Raw genomic sequence first — 15,970 nt, 5'->3', positions numbered from 1 at the left:
CGGTCAATGCAGTTACAGACTGCCGTATGACCGAAGGAAGCCGCCATGCCCGATACCGTGCTGACAGATGCTCTGCCCGCCGATCTGCATTACGTCGATGACACTCAGCCTGGTATCACCCGGAAAAAACTGCGCGGCAAGTTCGTCTATTTCGAACCGTCCGGGCAGCGCATTACCGACCCGGACGAAATCAAACGCATCAATGCTCTTGCGGTGCCGCCGGCGTATACCGATGTGTGGATCTGCGCCGATCCCTGCGGACATCTGCAGGCCACAGGGCGCGATGCACGCGGGCGCAAGCAATATCGTTATCACGCACGCTGGCGCGAAGTGCGCGATGCCGACAAATATTCGCGCCTGCGCGAATTCGGCCTGGCCCTGCCTAAGCTGCGACGCCAGCTTGAGGCGCTGCTTGATGCGCCGGGTTTCAGCCGCGACAAGGTCATGGCTACGGTTATCACCTTGCTCGATGCCACCCTGATCCGCGTCGGCAATACCCAATACGCGCGGGACAATCGCTCCTATGGCCTGACGACGTTGCGCAGCCGTCACGTCGAGGTCAACGGCAGTGCGATCCTGTTCCAGTTCCGTGGCAAAAGTGGCATCGAGCACCAGATCACCGTCAAGGATCGACGCCTGGCGCGAATCATCAAGCGCTGTCTGGAAATCCCCGGGCAGAACCTGTTTCAGTATCTCGACGAAAACGGCGAACGGCATACCGTCACTTCTTCCGACGTCAACGCCTATCTGCAAAAACTCACGGGCGCGGCGTTCACCGCCAAGGATTACCGCACCTGGGCAGGCAGTGCCCTGGCACTGTCGGTGCTGCGCGAGTTGCAGCATGAGTCGGAAACCGAAGCCAAGCGCCACGTGGTCGAAGCCGTGAAGAACGTCGCCAAACAGTTGGGCAACACACCAGCGGTGTGCCGCAAGTGCTACATCCACCCCGCCGTAGTTGAACATTTCATGCTCGGCGCCCTCGCCGAACTGCCCCGCCCGCGAGTGCGCAAAGGCCTGCGCGCCGAGGAAGTGGCACTGGCGATGTTTCTCGAGCGCATGTGCGAGGTGACTGAGGCTTCTTGATCGCCGATATCAGAGGCTCATCGTGCGTCAGGCAACTGATCTGAGCTTGCCCCGACGCCTTCGCAAGCCCGCTCCCTCATGAGGTTTGCGGGGTGCCTAATTTGGGTTCCGCCACGAAACCTGTGGGAGTGGGCTTGCTCACGAAAGCGTCGGGGCAGGCGAATCGTCTGTGTCTGACACACTGCCTTCGCGAGCAAGCCCGCTCCCACATGAGGTTTGCGGGGTGCCTTAAATTGGAGTCCGCCACGAAACCTGTGGGAGTGGGCTTGCTCACGAAAGCGTCGGGGCAGACGAATCGTCTGTGTCTGACACACTGCCTTCGCGAGCAAGCCCGCTCCCACATGAGGTTTGCGGGGTGCCTTGAATTTGGAGTCCGCCGCGAAACCTGTGGGAGTGGGCTTGCTCACGAAAGCGTCGGGGCAGGCGAATCGTCTGTGTCTGACACACTGCCTTCGCGATCAAGTCAGCTCTCACATGTATTCCGCCGACGAGCTGAGCTGGGTATTTTTTGCACGATCGCGCAGGGCTTCTATAGTTGATCTGACACGAATCAACTGCGGTGGCGCCATGGAAGACATATTCGTCGTGAAACGCTGCAACAAAATCGTCATTCATGGGCGCCGCGCCGCAGACAGCCAGCAGGAACCCGCCGAAGCATCGGCGTGGTTTCGCATCTGCGACACACGCACTGGCGGCTTTTTTGGCGATGGCTTTGATGAGCAAGCGGATGCTCACCGCGAATGTCAGCGCCTCAACGCAGCCAGTTCTCAATTACCGGCCCGCCAGCACTCAGGCTGATGCCCGGCGGCAGCGGGTCTATACTGAAACCAGCTGATGGAGCAGCCCCCACCGGCAAAACGCTCGCGACAGGCGGGCTTTTTGTTGCAGTTCAGCGGTTTCATTGAACGGAGGTGTTCCATGTCCGAGAAAGAGTCCATCACTACCCTCCTCACCCTGCTCGACGCCCGCCAGGCGCGCCTTGCAGCCGCGTGCAAAGAGATCGCCGACTGGGTCGATCATCAGGGCGGACATCCGACGGCGCTGCGCATTCGCGATCGGCTGCACGACATTGAAAAGGACGCGCCGCTGATTCGCGACACACTTTCAACGCTCAAGCCGCAGGATCGGCCACTGCCCCGCTTCAGATGAGCTCTGTGAAGGAGTCCTCTCTGCATTGGCGCAGAGAGGACCGCGATCATCGGCCTCAGTCCCCCTTGCCCGTGCGCGTACCGCCATGGCTGTGCTGCCCACCGACGCGCGCTTTCTCCGCCCGATCGACTTTCACATTGACTGAAGTTCCGCCCTTCTTGCCGGCTTCCTTGATTTTTTGCGGATCCTCAGCGAACGGTTGATCTTTGTGATGATTGGTCATGGTTCTGTCCTCGGCACAGTTGTAGAGATACTTCACAGACTCTAGACGAGCGAACTCCAGTTCAACTTCCCGCCGACAAATGGTTTATCAAACGCAGCGAAACGGTAACAAAAAACTGACTCTTCCCTTGCCATACCCCACGCATAGAAAAGTTATACGAAGCGGCATGCAAAACTGCACTCTGTATAAGTTTCATCACGCACTTACCGTTCATCGGGCTAAACAAAAATTTTCAAAACATTTTTCGCCGGCTCGTAATCGGAGTAGATGTCCGGCGCAACAATGGACATAACTAGCGAAACGTTAATTGATATCGGAGAGCTATCATGACTACAGGAAATAAAAATCCAGGTAACTTCGCGAACGATCGTGAGAAGGCGTCTGAAGCTGGCAAAAAAGGCGGCCAGGCATCGGGCGGCAACTTCGCCAATGACCGTGAAAAAGCATCCGAGGCTGGTCGCAAAGGCGGTCAAAACAGCCACGGCGGTGGTCGCAAGTCCTGAGTGAGCGGCACAAGGGCAGCCCTGCTGCCCTTTGAAATCAGCTGATGGAGCGTAATCATGAAAACGGTAACGGCTTTTGCACGAGGCGAAGTGCAACGAAACAAGGGAGCGGAAGTGTATCCCGAAGCAGCGCGCAGTTCGCACGTGACAAGGTCGGACAGCCCGTCGGTGTCACCTTGTGTTGAAAGACAGCAAGTCAGTCCAAGACACAGAGAGAGCGTTCAGCAGGAATGCTATGAGCGCCGGGAACTGACAGTTAACTCTGAAAACTCCCGCACCCCGGATACAATGCCAATTTATGAGCGCTGTTCTTAGCAGACCGGTCAAACTTGTAGCTAAAAGACAAGCAAGACCAATAAAGCAAACCAATCAGCCAACTAGCGGGCACTTTGCGAATGACGACGGCACGTAGTTTGTGCATCTTTTATTCACAAGGCGCCATATAGAAAATTGAGGAAGTTTGAAATGACACAAGATAAACAAGGCGGCATGTCGGTAAACGAAGCGGGCAAAAAAGGTGGGGAAGCCACTTCAGCTTCGCACGACAAAGAGTTCTATCAGGAAATCGGTAGCAAGGGCGGCCAGAACAGCGGCGGTAACTTCAAAAACGATCCGGAACGCGCCGCTGAAGCCGGGAGCAAGGGCGGTCAGAACAGCGGAGGGAATTTCAAGAACGACCCTGAGCGCGCAGCAGAAGCCGGAAGCAAAGGTGGCCAGAACAGCGGCGGCAACTTTGCCAATGATCGAGAAAAAGCCTCTGAAGCCGGACGCAAGGGTGGTCAAAACAGCCATGGTGGCGGGCGCAACAGTTGATGCGCCGGGTGCGGGGGAGCTTGTCTCCCCTGCCCACTTTCATTTCAGCAAGATCACAGCTATTGCTTAGGAGTCCTGACCAGCCGAGGGAATCGCCATGCCTGTTCATGTCATTAACTTCACCGGCCCGATCAATGCGTCGACCTGTGGTCAATTGATCGATAAAGCCTCGCTCGCCGTAAAGGAAGATGCGCCGCGAATCATCGTCAATATCGCCACGATGGGCGGTGAATGCAGTTACGGCTTCACGATGTACAACTTTCTCCTTGCCCTGCCCATTCCGGTGCATACCCATAATCTGGGCACCGTTGAATCCATGGGCAATATTGTCTTCCTCGCCGGCCAGCGCCGCACCGCCTGTACTCACAGCAAGTTTCTGTTTCATCCCTTCCATTGGCATCTGCAAGGTTCAGTTGATCACTCGCGGATGTCGGAGTACGCCATGAGCCTGGATTATGACTTGCACCTCTACGCGCAAATCGTCGCCGAGCGTACGAGTCAGGGTAAAAATGCGCTGGAAACAGAGAAATATCTCACAGCGGCCCCGCGCATCATCAATCCTGAAGAAGCTTTGCATTCAGGCCTGATCACGGCCGTGGAAAACACCGAGGTTCATGCCGACTTCGTCTGCTCGTGCATTTATTCGTGATGCTTCTACTCAATAACGCGTCGTTGCGGGCGCGTTTCAATCCTTTCAGATCGACACCCCAAGCCCCGGAACAGTACGGATATCCACCGCATTCGGGCTCAACTTGTGCACGTATCAACCGGCCGTACAACGCTATGTAAGCAGGGGCAGCCGGTCATCCCGGTCACAGGAAATTTCTCTGAATTATTCATTTCGCCAGATATCCCTCTTTATAAGCAGCCGGAGGAATTGTATGAGCGGAGCGGATTTGTACGTGATCGATTACCTGCTTCACGGAAAGGCCAGATCGTTCGTCATTCGCACAAAAAACATGAACAATGCCGAAGCCTGGCAATGGGCAAGTTGTGATGCGGGCATCACACCCATTCCCCGCCCCGGCCGGCCTCCGTTGAAACGCTTTTCAAAACCGATGGCGGAACGCTTTGGCGTGACCGAGGTGCAATGGCGAGAATCGGTGCCTCTGGTCTGGGAGGAGGATCACGCAAAATGACTGAGCGCACATTGAGATTTGGTTTCGGCCGATCGTGGGATGACGAGATGGCTGACAATGCCGCCATGTTCCGCGAGGCGGATCTTCTGGAAGAGGCGGCTTATACATTCATTGAAGCCGAGACGGACAATCCTGAAGCCTGGGCTCGCTTTACCGAAGCCAAGGCTCTGGCCGACGCGAAACGAACGGCGGCCTTTCAGGACTGGATGCGCATCAAGCGTGCAATGAGCAAGCCGCGCTCGAAATAGCGGCCCGACGCATCACGGCTTGAGAATCAGCAGCGGCTCGCCCTTTGGCACCACGTAAGTGGCAAGTTCCACGGCTTTCTCGTCGCCCACGTTTTTGGCCACATGCGCGACACCCGCCGGTATATACAACGAATCGCCGGCCTTGAGTGTTACCGGCGCTTGCCCTTCGAGCTGATACTCAAACGTGCCGCTGATCACATAGGCGACTTCAACGCCGGGGTGCGCATGTCGAGGCGCGCTGACGCCGGCGTCGAAGTCGATGCGCGCCTGAATCACTTCGCGATTGTCGGCGCCCAGATCCTGGCGAACCAGATCGGTACGGCTCAGACCTTTCTGCCAGCTCATGGCCGGCGCATCTTGCGCATGAGCGAAACCGGTCAGGGAAGCGAAGACAACGGCAGAAGCCAGAAACAGTGGACGGTACATGGTGATGCCCTCTTGAACGCAGTGTGGGTGTGAGAGCTACTTTGGTCTCGGCATGTAAGGCGGATGTGTCTCGAACGCCCGGTTTGGTGTTGTCATGTGTATCCGTTGAGGGTGGATACACGCTTATACAAACGTGCCTCTGGCAACCTTACGGGCCATGGCTGGAGGGAATCTGTAAACTGGCGCGATCATCATTCACTCCAACAAGAGATACCCATGGCCAACCAAGACATCACCTTCACGCCCGATCCGGACACCGACTCGATCTCTTCCGATGTCGCCACTTTCGGCGGGATCATGGTTTCTACCCAGATCCCGACCCACGCCGATGGCAGCCTGGAACTTGGCGGCATCACCGAGCAAAGCGAATGCACACTGCAGGCGCTTAAAGTCGCACTGGAGCGTGCCGGCAGTTCGATGGATCGGGTTCTGCATCTGACTATCTACCTCACCGATATGGGTGATCGCGCAGCGTTCAACGAAGTCTATAAACGCTACTTCGCCAAGCCGTGGCCTGTGCGCGCAGCAGTGGGCGTTGCCTCACTGGCGGTTGAAGGAATGCGCGTGGAAGTGACCGCGATGGCGGCCAAGGGCTGACCAATATCGCGGGGGGTCTGCCGAGCACCCTTTGAATCAGACAAAGTCTTCGCGGGCAAACTCACTCTCACATGTATTTGGTTATGAGCAAACTCATGAGCACAGCGAAAACCCTGTGGGAGCGGGCTTGCCCGCGAAGGGGCCGGAACATTCGACACAACAGCCTGCCGAACTGACCCGATCGCCAGCCACCATCGGGCAGCACACACGTGCCCGCCGCGCGTTTCACGGGTAGAATGCGCGCCTTGACCGTGACCGCCTGACTAAAAAAACTATGTCCTTGCCCAAGCATCACCTGGAATTGCTCAGCCCTGCCCGCGATGTCGCCATTGCCCGCGAGGCCATCCTGCATGGCGCTGACGCCGTGTATATCGGCGGCCCGAGCTTCGGCGCGCGCCACAACGCCTGCAACGAAGTCAGCGAAATCGCCGAACTGGTCGAATTCGCCCGCCGATACCACGCGCGCATCTTCACCACCATCAACACCATCCTGCACGACAACGAACTGGAGCCAGCGCGCAAGCTGATCCATCAGTTGTATGACGCCGGTGTCGATGCGTTGATCGTCCAGGATCTGGGCGTGATGGAGCTGGACATCCCGCCGATCGAGCTGCACGCCTCGACCCAGACCGACATCCGCACCCTTGAGCGGGCGAAGTTCCTTGATCAGGCCGGTTTCTCGCAGTTGGTGCTGGCCCGCGAGCTGAACCTGCAGGAAATCCGCGCTATCGCCGATGAAACCGATGCCGCGATCGAGTTCTTCATCCATGGCGCGCTGTGCGTGGCGTTCTCCGGCCAGTGCAACATCTCTCACGCGCAAACCGGCCGGAGCGCCAACCGTGGCGACTGCTCCCAGGCGTGCCGCTTGCCGTATACCCTTAAAGATGAAAAGGGCGGCGTGATCGCCTACGAAAAACATCTGCTGTCGATGAAAGACAACAATCAGAGCGCCAACATTCGCGCGTTGGTCGAGGCCGGCGTGCGTTCGTTCAAGATCGAAGGTCGCTACAAGGACATGGGCTATGTGAAGAACATCACTGCCTATTACCGCCAGCGCCTCGACGACGTACTCGAAGATCGGCCGGACCTGGCCCGCGCCTCAAGCGGCCGCACCGTGCATTTCTTCCTGCCCGACCCGGAAAAAACCTTCCACCGTGGCAGCACCGACTATTTCGTCACTGATCGCAAGATCGACATCGGCGCCTTCGATTCGCCGACCTTCACCGGCCTGCCGGTCGGCACGGTGGAAAAAGTCGGCAAACGTGACATGCAAGTCATCACTCACGAGCCACTGTCCAACGGCGATGGCCTGAACGTGCTGGTCAAACGCGAAGTGGTCGGTTTCCGCGCCAACATCGCCGAGGCCAAAGGCGAGTTCGAGGAAGATGGCGAGAAGCGCTACCGCTATCGCGTCGAGCCGAACGAAATGCCCGAAGGCCTGTTCAAGCTGCGCCCGAACCACCCGCTGAACCGCAACCTCGACCACAACTGGCAACAGGCGTTGCAGAAAACGTCTTCGGAACGTCGCGTAGCCCTGAGCTGGTTCGCCCGTCTGCGCGAAGAGCAGCTGGAAGTGACCGCCACCAGCGAAGAAGGCATCAGCGCCAGCGTCACCCTGAACGGGCCGTTCGGCGTTGCCAACAAGCCGGAACAGGCGCTGGAGCAACTGCGCGATCTGCTGGGTCAGCTCGGTACGACGCAGTACCACGCCACCGACGTCAAACTGGATGCGCCGCAAGCGTTCTTCATCCCGAACTCGCAGCTAAAATCCCTGCGTCGTGAAGTCATTGAAGCGCTGACGGCGGCGCGTGTCGCGGCGCATCCGCGCGGCAGCCGCAAGGCCGAAACCACACCGCCGCCGGTGTACCCGGATTCGCACCTGACCTTCCTCGCCAACGTCTATAACCAAAAGGCGCGCGACTTCTACCACCGTCACGGCGTCAAACTGATCGACGCGGCGTATGAAGCGCACGAGGAGCCGGGTGAAGTACCGGTGATGATCACCAAGCATTGCCTGCGCTTCTCCTTCAACCTGTGCCCGAAACAGGCCAAAGGCGTCACGGGCGTGCGCACCAAGGTCGCGCCGATGCAATTGATTCACGGCGATGAGGTGCTGACGCTGAAGTTCGATTGCAAGCCGTGCGAGATGCACATCATCGGCAAGATGAAAGGCCACATCCTCAACCTGCCGCAGCCGGGCAGCGTGGTCGGGCACATCAGTCCTGAAGACCTGATGAAAACCATCCCGCGCGCACCGCACTGACTGATTGATGTGCGCGGTGCTTCGGCGTCGCGCACATCGACTTCTCTATGCCAGGCCAAACCGCAGGCATAAAAAAACGCCAACTTCTTGCGAAGTTGGCGTTTTTTTCGAAGATGGCAGGGGCGGCTGGATTCGAACCAACGCATGGCAGGATCAAAACCTGCTGCCTTACCGCTTGGCGACGCCCCTACTGCTCTTTCCAGCGGCCCGTTGGGTTCGCTGTGAGAACGGGGCGCAATTTATCAACATTCGTTTCGTTTGGGAAGCCCCAGATAAAATATTTTTTGTTTTAAAACAGCCACTTATTATTTTCGTGCGAAAACGTTGGGTCTGGCCTGCGTGTATCACACTGTGTACGCGCCCCGCTGCCATACACGCGTTTGCAAAAACCCCCTCCGGCGACACGGAGCAGATACCTCGCCACGCTTCAATGCACCCAAAGTTACAAGGGTTCATCCAGCCCTTGGCCACAGGTTTGCAAAGGAGACGTCAGCATGAAACAGCTTCTGCACACTTCAAAAATCAGCCACGCGTTCGGCTTGTCGGTCATGGCGCTGTCATTGCTCGGCGCGGTTGGCAGCGCTCAGGCGCAAACGACTGAGCCGACTGCCGCCAGCTATTCCGCGCCCTCCCCATTCGGCGCGCTGAAGCACGTCAAGGCTGGCGTACTCGACGTGGCCTACGCCGAAACCGGCCCGGCTGATGGCCCGGTGGTGATCCTGCTGCATGGCTGGCCCTACGACATTCACAGCTATGACAAAGTCGCGCCATTGCTCGCGGCCAACGGCTATCGCGTGTTGATGCCGTATGCACGCGGTTATGGCGATACGCAGTTCCTCTTCAAAGACACCCTGCGCAACGGCCAGCCGGCGGCGCTGGCCAGCGACGTGATCGACTTCATGGACGCGCTGAACATCAAACAAGCGGTGCTGGGCGGCTACGACTGGGGCGCGCGTTCGGCGGATATCGTCGCAGCGCTGTGGCCAGAGCGCGTCAAAGCGCTGGTGGCGGTCAGTGGCTATCTGATCGGCAATCAGGCCGCCGGGCAAAACCCGCTGCCGCCGAAAGCCGAATTGCAGTGGTGGTACCAGTTCTACTTCGCTACCGAGCGTGGTCGCGTCGGCTATGAGAAGAACACCCACGACTTCGCCAAGTTGATCTGGCAACTCGCGTCGCCGCAGTGGAAGTTCGATGACGCCACTTTCGACCGTAGCGCCGAAGCGTTGCAGAACCCCGATCACGTCGAGATAACCGTGTTCAACTACCGCTGGCGTCTGGGCCTGGTGCAGGGCGAAGCGAAGTATGCCGCACTGGAAGAGAAGCTTTCGACTGCGCCGTCGATCAGCGTGCCGACGATTACGCTGGAAGGTGATGCCAATGGCGCGCCGCATCCGGCACCCGAAGACTACGCCAAGCGGTTTACCGGTAAGTACCAGTTCCGGCTGATTGAAGGTGGGATCGGACATAACTTGCCTCAAGAGGCTCCGAAAGCGTTCGCCCAGGCAGTAGTGGATGCCGACCACCTGTGAAGAACCCCCTCGAGGTCACTAAAGGGCTGGTGCTATTTGACCAGCCGTTTTTCCTTCGAAGGCCGATAACCGAAGTAGGAGCTGTAGCATTTACTGAAATGGCTCGGTGAGACGAAACCACACGCCACCAGCACTTCCACCTGCGACAGCTCGGTGTGTTGCAACAGGCGCCGCGCTTCGGTGATGCGCAGTTCGAGATAGTAGCGCTGTGGCGTGGTGCCCAGTTGTTCTTTGAACAAGCGCTCGAGCTGGCGCCGTGAGCGGCCGGCATAGACCGCCAGTTGCTCAAGTTCCAGCGGCTCTTCGAGGTTGGCGTCCATCAGTTTGATCACTTCACGCAGCGGCGCGCTGACGCAGATGTTTTCATCCGGCTTGATCCGCCGATAACGCGACTCTTCGAAGGCAAGAATGTCTTCGATGCCCTCGACCAATGCCTTGCCGTGCAACCCCTTGATCCAGTCCAGCGCCATGTGGAATGCCCCGGACGGGCTGGATGCGGTTAGCCGGTCGCGATCGATCACATAAGGTTCGCTGCTGACATGGGTGCTCTTGGCGATTTCGGTCAGGGCCGGGCGATGTTCCGGGTGAATTGAACAGCGATAGCCATCGAGCAGCCCGGCGCGGCCAAGAAACCAAGAACCGTTCCACAATCCGGCCAGGCTCACGCCCCGCTCCGCCGCTGCCTTGAGCAGGCTGATGAACTCATCACTGGCGCGCAGCTCGGTGCGATAGCCGCCGCACACCACCAGCAAATCGAGATCGTGAAGCGCGGCAGAATCCAGACGCGTGTCGGGGCGGATGACAAGCCCGAGATCGCTGACCACCTCGCCATCACACAGGCCGAAAGTACGCGACGAGAATAGTCCCGGGCGCAACAGATTGGTGGTGACCACGGTGTCCAGCGCCTGGGTGAAGGCCGGAAGCGAAAAGTGTTCGAGCAACAGGAAACCGGTGCGGGTGACGCCGGTGTTATCGCAGTTTTGTTCATTCAGATAGCGAAGGTTCTTGCCCTTCATGCCACCGCTGAATTGACGTCGTTCAATCAAGGTCGGGTCCATCGGTCATTGTTATGCGGCGATAGTTGGCCGGTTCCACGCAAGAGTCAATCATGGCCGTTACCGACGCGTCACGATGGCGCCGGCGCCGCCATTAACTCCACCATCCAGTCAATAAACACCCTCAGCTTGAGGCTGACATGTCGATTCGGTGGATAGGCCAGATAAAGCGGCATTGATTCAAGCTGCCAGTCACCGAACAACGGCACCAACTCACCCTGCGCCACATGAGCATCAGACATATACGTTGGCAGCCACAGCACACCCATGCCGGCCAGCCCTGCCGCGAGATAGGCATTGCCGTCGTCGACCGCTAGCACGTGGCGACCCTTGATCTGCAGGCGCTCGCTGCCGTTGTGCACTGTGTACGGAAGAGGTTTGCCGGTGCGCGCCCAGAGGAAAGCGACGACGCGGTGATGGGAGTCTTGCAGCTCCAGCGGGTGTACAGGCGTGCCTTCACGAGCCAGATAAGCCGGCGCGGCGAAAACACCCAATGGCAGGTCGGCGAGCTTGCGCGCCATCAGCGATTGATCAAGCAATTCGCCGCCGCGTACCACGCAATCGACGTTCTCATCGATGATGTCGACGATGCGATCGCTAACGCCCATGTCGATCTGGATGTCCGGGTAGCGCGCGTGAAACTCCGGCAGTGCCGGTACCAGAATGTGCCGCGCGAACGGGCTGGGTACGTCGATGCGCAAACGCCCGCGCGGCCGTGCGGCGGCACCCGGCAGGCTGGTTTCGGCGTCGTCCATGTCGGCCAACAGCTTGATCACCCGCTCGTAATACGCCGCGCCATCAGCGGTTACGTTGACCTTGCGTGTGGTGCGGTTGAGCAGCTTGACCCGCAGCCGCGCCTCCAGTTGCTGCACCAGTTGCGTCACCGTGGTCTTGCTCATGTGCAAGGTTTCGGCAGCCTTGGTGAAGCTGCCCGCCTCGACCACCCGGGCAAAGGCTTGCATCGCATCGAACCGGTCCATCCACACCCCTCGATTGTTTGAAATTCACAAACAGTGAACGCCAAGCTTGCGCGTTTATCCGGCAGGTGCAAATACCTAAAGTCAGCCCATCAACCACTGATGGAGTCAGCCCCATGTCCAAGCGCGATGTTGTTTTTCCACCTGCCCGCCATGCCCTGTATGAGCGTCACCGTTATTCGCCGGCGATTCGCTCCAACGGTTTCCTGTTTGTCTCCGGACAAGTCGGCAGCCGTGAGGACGGTTCACCCGAAGCGGATTTGCGTGATCAGGTACGCACCGCCTTCAACAACCTCAACGCCATCCTCGCTGCGGCCGGTTGCAGCTTCGATGATGCGGTGGATGTCACCGTGTTCATGGTCGATCCGCACTCGACATTCGAAACGATCTGGACAGTGGTGCCGGAGTTCTGGGGTGAAGCGCCGTTTCCGACCGTCACCGCTGTCGGCGTGACCTGGCTGGCGGGTTTCGATTTCGAGATCAAGGTGATTGCGAAACTGCCCGAAGCCGCTTGACCGGTCCAGCACAAACTGACGCAACGCGCCGGCACGGAGGCTGGCCAATTCTCCCGCGAATGCGTATAACCTCGCCGTTTCGTCTACCCTGACGTGGCGCGCCGCTCTGTAGCGGCAGCCCTTCAAATGTTGACGCTTATGAAACGGAGAATTCTATGTTCAAGCGTACCCTCGCCCTCACCGCCGGTCTGGCGCTGTCCTTTTCTGCCCTGATGACGCAAGCCGCTGATGTCCTGCGCGTCAGCGCGATTCCCGACGAAGCCCCGACCGAGCTGCTGCGCAAGTTCGAACCGCTGGGCGCCTATCTTGAGCAGCAGTTGGGCATGAAGGTGCAGTTTGTCCCCGTCGCCGACTACCCGGCCGTGGTTGAAGCCCTGGCCACCGATCGCCTCGACATGGCCTGGCTCGGCGGTTTCACTTTTGTGCAGGCACGTTTGAAGACTGATGCCACGACGCCGGTGATCCCGCTGGTGCAGCGCGAGCAGGACGCGCAGTTCACCAGCAAATTCATCACCGCCGACCCCAACGTGAAAAGCCTCGCCGACCTGAAGGGCAAGACCTTCGCCTTCGGTTCGGTGTCGTCCACCTCCGGTAGCCTGATGCCGCGTTACTTCATGCTGAAGAACGACGGCATCAAGCCTGAAGGCTATTTCAGCCGCGTCGCCTACTCCGGCGCGCATGACGCCACCGTTGCCTGGGTGCAGGCCGGCAAGGTCGATGCCGGTGTGTTGAACGCCAGCGTCTGGCAGAAACTGGTCGACGCCGGCAAGGTCGACACCAACAAGGTCAAGGTCTTTGCCACCACCCCGACCTACTTCGATTACAACTGGACCGTGCGCGGCACCCTTGATCCGAAGCTGGCGGCGAAAATCAAGAAAGCCTTCCTCGACCTCGACCCGGCCAATCCCGAGCAGAAGAAGATTCTTGATCTGCAGGCCGCCAGTCGTTTCATCGAGACCAAGCCCGAGAACTACAAGGGCATCGAGGAAGCCGCCCGCGCCGCCGAACTGCTGAAATGACCCTACGCCTCACCCAGGGCAGCCTGCGCCATGCTAATGGCGTCGATGCCCTTCGCCATATCGACGTGCAGATTGCTGCCGGCGAACAAGTCGCGATCATCGGCCCGTCCGGCGCTGGCAAATCGAGCCTGCTCCATCTGCTCGCAACTGCGCTGAAGCCCAGCAGTGGCGACATCGAAGTGCTCGGCGAGCGCGCTTGGCACGTGTCAGCCCGTCAGCGTCAGCGCCTGCGTGCGCGCATCGGTCTGGTGCATCAGGCGCCACCCATCCCGCCGCGCCAGCGCGTCATCACCGCAGTGCTGGCCGGCAAGCTCGGCCAGTGGAGTCTGGGTAAAAGTCTGTTGAACCTGCTGCATCCGCTGGACGTGGCGGGGGCGCGCGCGGCGTTGGCGCGGCTGGATCTGGGCGACAAACTGTTCGCCCATTGCCAGCAATTGTCCGGCGGGCAATTGCAGCGCGTCGGCATTGCGCGGGTGCTGTATCAGGCGCCGGAAATATTGCTCGCCGACGAACCTGTCTCGGCCATGGACCCGGTGCTTGCCGGCCACACGCTGTCGATCCTGTCGCGCCATGCTCGCGAGCACAACGTCACGCTAGTGGCGAGCCTGCACGCGGTGGATCTGGCGCTGGCGCACTTTCCACGGATCATTGGCTTGCGCGACGGGCAGATTCTTTTCGATTGCCCATCCGATCAAGTCAGTCGCGACAAGCTCGATGCGCTGTACGCCAATGAACAACTGCAATCGCCTGCGCCAGCGGTCGCGCCTTTGATTGTGCAGATTCCGCGATGCTGAAGGCCGATTCACGGGACCCGGCGGCGTGGCCGCGACTTTTGCTGACGCTGCTGGCGCTGGCCCTGCTGTGGCCGGGCATTCAGCTCAGTGAGCTGGACCTGGGCGTGTTGTTTCAGGCCGATAGCCAGAACGAAATGGGCCGTTTCGTTTCGGCATTCTGGCCACCGGCGCACGATCAGGCGTTTCTGCAACTGCTGCTCAAAGCCACCCTGCAAACCCTGGCGATTGCCACAGCGGGCGTGGCCCTGGCCCTGCTGCTGGCGGTACCGGCAAGTCTGATCGCCAGTCGCGCACTGTCGCTTTCTGCCGCTTCGCGGGGCGGCGTGCCGAGCCTGCCCGGGCGCTTGCTGCGCTGGCCGGTACGCGGGTTGCTGATCTTTTTGCGCAGCGTGCCGGAGATCGTCTGGGCGCTGTTGTTTGTGCGTGCCGTTGGCCTCGGCCCGGCGGCGGGTGTGCTGGCCATCGCCATTACCTACAGCGGCATGCTCGGCAAGGTCTACGCAGAAATTTTCGAATCCACCGACCAGCGCCCGGCGCATGCGTTGTTGCAGGCCGGCAGCGGTCGGCTGGCGGCGTTTGCTTACGGCACGTTGCCAAATGTTGCCGCCGAATTGCTCTCCTACACGGTGTATCGCTGGGAGTGCGCGATCCGCGCGTCGGTGGTGATGGGTTTTGTCGGCGCCGGTGGCCTGGGGCAACAGATCGACCTGTCGATCCGCATGTTCGCCGGCGGTGAAGTCGCCAGCATGTTGCTGACGTTCCTGCTGCTGGTGCTGTGCGCCGACCAACTCAGCCGCCTGCTGCGCTGGAGGCTGACATGAGACGCCTGATCAACCTGCTGCTGATCGTCGTGATCGCATTTGCGGCGTTCGCTTCCTTCGCTTATCTGGAACTGGATCTTGCCGAACTCGGCAGCGCCAACAGCCTCAAGCAGATGGGCAGTTATGTGCAGCGTTTTCTCAGCCCTGACTTGAGCGCGGGCTACCTCAAAGCCATCGTCCACGGCTCTTTGGAAACACTGGCGATGTCCGCGCTGGGCACCCTGCTCGCGGCGCTGTTCGGCATCGTCCTCGCGCTGCCCGCTGCCGGGCGTTTCGGCTGGCCGCTGCAAAGCGCGGCGCGTCTGCTGCTCAACGGCTTGCGGGCGATTCCAGAGCTGGTTTGGGCGGCGCTGATGGTGCTTGCCGCCGGACTCGGACCGAACGCCGGCACCCTCGCCCTCGCTCTGCACACCACTGGCGTGCTCGGTCGGTTGTTCGCCGAAGCGCTGGAAAACACGCCGCCGCAACCGGCCGAGGCGATCCGCCTGCAGGGCGGCAATCCGATTGACGCGTTCTGCTACGGCACCCTGCCGAACCTCGCGCCGCAATTGCTCGCCTACTGCCTGTATCGCTGGGAGAACAATATCCGCATGGCCAGCGTGCTGGGTTTTGTCGGCGCTGGCGGTCTGGGCCAGATGCTCTATGTCAGTTTGAGCCTGTTCCAGGAAGCGCAGGCCAGCACGGTGATTCTGGCGATGCTGCTGCTGGTGTTTCTGGTCGACTGGTTGAGTGCCTGGAGCCGGCAGCGCTGGGTCAAAGCGTAGGCCGAGTGGATATCTGGCAAAAGCTGATTATGCTTCAGGAAACCTTGCAGCC

General features: G+C 59.5%; 20 protein-coding genes and 1 tRNA gene. 16 read left to right on the top strand and 5 right to left on the bottom strand.

Annotated elements, in window-relative coordinates; all coding sequences use genetic code 11:
- Positions 1-45: 45 nt before the first annotated feature.
- The 3 genes from ACIGDJ_RS07025 to ACIGDJ_RS07015 all read left to right on the top strand — a co-directional run bounded on the left by ACIGDJ_RS07025 (position 46) and on the right by ACIGDJ_RS07015 (position 2,232).
- Positions 46-1,083 (top strand): DNA topoisomerase IB, encoded by a 1,038-nt coding sequence (locus ACIGDJ_RS07025; protein WP_101157175.1) that lies wholly within the window; start codon positions 46-48, stop codon positions 1,081-1,083.
- Between the two features lie 567 nt (positions 1,084-1,650).
- Complete coding sequence (locus tag ACIGDJ_RS07020) at positions 1,651-1,881, top strand: hypothetical protein (protein ID WP_101157173.1); 231 nt, start codon at positions 1,651-1,653, stop codon at positions 1,879-1,881.
- 120 nt (positions 1,882-2,001) lie between these two features.
- Positions 2,002-2,232, top strand: coding sequence for a hypothetical protein (locus tag ACIGDJ_RS07015; RefSeq protein WP_101157171.1), 231 nt, complete (start codon positions 2,002-2,004; stop codon positions 2,230-2,232).
- A gap of 55 nt (positions 2,233-2,287) precedes the next feature.
- On the opposite strand, the gene ACIGDJ_RS07010 is transcribed toward ACIGDJ_RS07015, so the two are convergent.
- A complete protein-coding gene (locus ACIGDJ_RS07010; protein WP_101157169.1) occupies positions 2,288-2,455 on the bottom strand; it encodes a general stress protein in 168 nt (55 codons plus the stop codon).
- 326 nt (positions 2,456-2,781) lie between these two features.
- On the opposite strand from ACIGDJ_RS07010, the gene ACIGDJ_RS07005 reads away from it, so the two are divergent.
- The 5 genes from ACIGDJ_RS07005 to ACIGDJ_RS06985 all read left to right on the top strand — a co-directional run bounded on the left by ACIGDJ_RS07005 (position 2,782) and on the right by ACIGDJ_RS06985 (position 5,158).
- Complete coding sequence (locus tag ACIGDJ_RS07005; protein WP_039764047.1) at positions 2,782-2,958, top strand: general stress protein; 177 nt, start codon at positions 2,782-2,784, stop codon at positions 2,956-2,958.
- A gap of 465 nt (positions 2,959-3,423) precedes the next feature.
- Positions 3,424-3,771 carry a general stress protein gene (locus tag ACIGDJ_RS07000; RefSeq protein ID WP_101157168.1) on the top strand — a complete coding sequence of 116 codons (348 nt, stop codon included), beginning with the start codon at positions 3,424-3,426 and terminating at the stop codon, positions 3,769-3,771.
- A 97-nt stretch (positions 3,772-3,868) separates the two neighbouring features.
- On the top strand, positions 3,869-4,420 hold the full coding sequence (locus ACIGDJ_RS06995) for an ATP-dependent Clp protease proteolytic subunit (protein WP_397478475.1): 552 nt from the start codon (positions 3,869-3,871) through the stop codon (positions 4,418-4,420).
- Between the two features lie 232 nt (positions 4,421-4,652).
- Entirely contained in the window at positions 4,653-4,910 is a 258-nt protein-coding gene (locus ACIGDJ_RS06990) for a DUF6555 family protein (RefSeq protein WP_101157164.1), read from the top strand.
- A complete protein-coding gene (locus tag ACIGDJ_RS06985; protein ID WP_313001708.1) occupies positions 4,907-5,158 on the top strand; it encodes a hypothetical protein in 252 nt (83 codons plus the stop codon). Before ACIGDJ_RS06990 ends, ACIGDJ_RS06985 begins: the two co-directional genes overlap by 4 nt.
- 12 nt (positions 5,159-5,170) lie before the next feature.
- Here the strand turns inward: ACIGDJ_RS06985 and ACIGDJ_RS06980 are convergent, their stop codons facing one another.
- Entirely contained in the window at positions 5,171-5,584 is a 414-nt protein-coding gene (locus ACIGDJ_RS06980; RefSeq protein WP_101157160.1) for a cupin domain-containing protein, read from the bottom strand.
- A gap of 216 nt (positions 5,585-5,800) precedes the next feature.
- Here ACIGDJ_RS06980 and ACIGDJ_RS06975 point away from each other — a divergent pair, with 216 nt between their 5' ends.
- Positions 5,801-6,181 (top strand): RidA family protein, encoded by a 381-nt coding sequence (locus ACIGDJ_RS06975; RefSeq protein ID WP_397478476.1) that lies wholly within the window; start codon positions 5,801-5,803, stop codon positions 6,179-6,181.
- Between the two features lie 274 nt (positions 6,182-6,455).
- Positions 6,456-8,444, top strand: coding sequence for a U32 family peptidase (locus tag ACIGDJ_RS06970; protein WP_313001718.1), 1,989 nt, complete (start codon positions 6,456-6,458; stop codon positions 8,442-8,444).
- 114 nt (positions 8,445-8,558) lie between these two features.
- On the opposite strand, the gene ACIGDJ_RS06965 is transcribed toward ACIGDJ_RS06970, so the two are convergent.
- Positions 8,559-8,633: transfer RNA gene (locus ACIGDJ_RS06965), tRNA-Gln, on the bottom strand.
- Between the two features lie 359 nt (positions 8,634-8,992).
- Between ACIGDJ_RS06965 and ACIGDJ_RS06960 the strand changes: the two genes are divergently transcribed.
- Entirely contained in the window at positions 8,993-9,973 is a 981-nt protein-coding gene (locus ACIGDJ_RS06960; protein ID WP_397478535.1) for an alpha/beta fold hydrolase, read from the top strand.
- 32 nt (positions 9,974-10,005) lie between these two features.
- Here ACIGDJ_RS06960 and ACIGDJ_RS06955 read toward each other — a convergent pair whose 3' ends face one another.
- Positions 10,006-11,031: a GlxA family transcriptional regulator gene (locus tag ACIGDJ_RS06955; RefSeq protein WP_397478477.1), complete on the bottom strand. Its 1,026-nt coding sequence runs from the start codon at positions 11,029-11,031 to the stop codon at positions 10,006-10,008.
- 68 nt (positions 11,032-11,099) lie between these two features.
- Positions 11,100-12,008, bottom strand: a complete 909-nt coding sequence (locus ACIGDJ_RS06950) for a LysR substrate-binding domain-containing protein (protein WP_397478478.1) — start codon at positions 12,006-12,008, stop codon at positions 11,100-11,102.
- A 113-nt stretch (positions 12,009-12,121) separates the two neighbouring features.
- Here ACIGDJ_RS06950 and ACIGDJ_RS06945 point away from each other — a divergent pair, with 113 nt between their 5' ends.
- From ACIGDJ_RS06945 to phnE, 5 genes are all read left to right on the top strand, one after another.
- Positions 12,122-12,520, top strand: coding sequence for a RidA family protein (locus tag ACIGDJ_RS06945; RefSeq protein WP_101157148.1), 399 nt, complete (start codon positions 12,122-12,124; stop codon positions 12,518-12,520).
- Positions 12,521-12,675: 155 nt separating this feature from the next.
- Positions 12,676-13,539, top strand: a complete 864-nt coding sequence (locus ACIGDJ_RS06940) for a putative selenate ABC transporter substrate-binding protein (RefSeq protein ID WP_071172619.1) — start codon at positions 12,676-12,678, stop codon at positions 13,537-13,539.
- Entirely contained in the window at positions 13,536-14,333 is a 798-nt protein-coding gene (locus ACIGDJ_RS06935; RefSeq protein WP_101157146.1) for a phosphonate ABC transporter ATP-binding protein, read from the top strand. Before ACIGDJ_RS06940 ends, ACIGDJ_RS06935 begins: the two co-directional genes overlap by 4 nt.
- Positions 14,327-15,154 carry an ABC transporter permease gene (locus ACIGDJ_RS06930; protein ID WP_101157144.1) on the top strand — a complete coding sequence of 276 codons (828 nt, stop codon included), beginning with the start codon at positions 14,327-14,329 and terminating at the stop codon, positions 15,152-15,154. The genes ACIGDJ_RS06935 and ACIGDJ_RS06930 overlap by 7 nt, the downstream gene beginning before the upstream one ends.
- Positions 15,151-15,918, top strand: coding sequence for a phosphonate ABC transporter, permease protein PhnE (gene phnE, locus ACIGDJ_RS06925; RefSeq protein ID WP_397478479.1), 768 nt, complete (start codon positions 15,151-15,153; stop codon positions 15,916-15,918). Before ACIGDJ_RS06930 ends, phnE begins: the two co-directional genes overlap by 4 nt.
- Positions 15,919-15,970: the final 52 nt, after the last annotated feature.

It is taken from the genome of Pseudomonas sp. NPDC079367 (assembly GCF_044542195.1).
GTDB lineage: Bacteria > Pseudomonadota > Gammaproteobacteria > Pseudomonadales > Pseudomonadaceae > Aquipseudomonas.
Note: the sequence above shows the minus strand (reverse complement) of the source record. Positions and strands in the feature narration are given on the sequence as shown.

Coding starts and splice junctions, on each gene's coding strand:
- ACIGDJ_RS06930 (WP_101157144.1), top strand. CDS start 14,327: ATGCTGAAGGCCGATTCACGGGACCCGGCGGCGTGGCCGCGACTTTTG.
- ACIGDJ_RS07015 (WP_101157171.1), top strand. CDS start 2,002: ATGTCCGAGAAAGAGTCCATCACTACCCTCCTCACCCTGCTCGACGCC.
- ACIGDJ_RS06940 (WP_071172619.1), top strand. CDS start 12,676: ATGTTCAAGCGTACCCTCGCCCTCACCGCCGGTCTGGCGCTGTCCTTT.
- ACIGDJ_RS06950 (WP_397478478.1), bottom strand. CDS start 12,008: ATGGACCGGTTCGATGCGATGCAAGCCTTTGCCCGGGTGGTCGAGGCG.
- phnE (WP_397478479.1), top strand. CDS start 15,151: ATGAGACGCCTGATCAACCTGCTGCTGATCGTCGTGATCGCATTTGCG.
- ACIGDJ_RS06980 (WP_101157160.1), bottom strand. CDS start 5,584: ATGTACCGTCCACTGTTTCTGGCTTCTGCCGTTGTCTTCGCTTCCCTG.
- ACIGDJ_RS06995 (WP_397478475.1), top strand. CDS start 3,869: ATGCCTGTTCATGTCATTAACTTCACCGGCCCGATCAATGCGTCGACC.
- ACIGDJ_RS07020 (WP_101157173.1), top strand. CDS start 1,651: ATGGAAGACATATTCGTCGTGAAACGCTGCAACAAAATCGTCATTCAT.
- ACIGDJ_RS06960 (WP_397478535.1), top strand. CDS start 8,993: ATGGCGCTGTCATTGCTCGGCGCGGTTGGCAGCGCTCAGGCGCAAACG.
- ACIGDJ_RS06990 (WP_101157164.1), top strand. CDS start 4,653: ATGAGCGGAGCGGATTTGTACGTGATCGATTACCTGCTTCACGGAAAG.
- ACIGDJ_RS07025 (WP_101157175.1), top strand. CDS start 46: ATGCCCGATACCGTGCTGACAGATGCTCTGCCCGCCGATCTGCATTAC.
- ACIGDJ_RS07000 (WP_101157168.1), top strand. CDS start 3,424: ATGACACAAGATAAACAAGGCGGCATGTCGGTAAACGAAGCGGGCAAA.
- ACIGDJ_RS06970 (WP_313001718.1), top strand. CDS start 6,456: ATGTCCTTGCCCAAGCATCACCTGGAATTGCTCAGCCCTGCCCGCGAT.
- ACIGDJ_RS06945 (WP_101157148.1), top strand. CDS start 12,122: ATGTCCAAGCGCGATGTTGTTTTTCCACCTGCCCGCCATGCCCTGTAT.
- ACIGDJ_RS06985 (WP_313001708.1), top strand. CDS start 4,907: ATGACTGAGCGCACATTGAGATTTGGTTTCGGCCGATCGTGGGATGAC.
- ACIGDJ_RS06955 (WP_397478477.1), bottom strand. CDS start 11,031: ATGGACCCGACCTTGATTGAACGACGTCAATTCAGCGGTGGCATGAAG.
- ACIGDJ_RS07005 (WP_039764047.1), top strand. CDS start 2,782: ATGACTACAGGAAATAAAAATCCAGGTAACTTCGCGAACGATCGTGAG.
- ACIGDJ_RS06975 (WP_397478476.1), top strand. CDS start 5,801: ATGGCCAACCAAGACATCACCTTCACGCCCGATCCGGACACCGACTCG.
- ACIGDJ_RS06935 (WP_101157146.1), top strand. CDS start 13,536: ATGACCCTACGCCTCACCCAGGGCAGCCTGCGCCATGCTAATGGCGTC.
- ACIGDJ_RS07010 (WP_101157169.1), bottom strand. CDS start 2,455: ATGACCAATCATCACAAAGATCAACCGTTCGCTGAGGATCCGCAAAAA.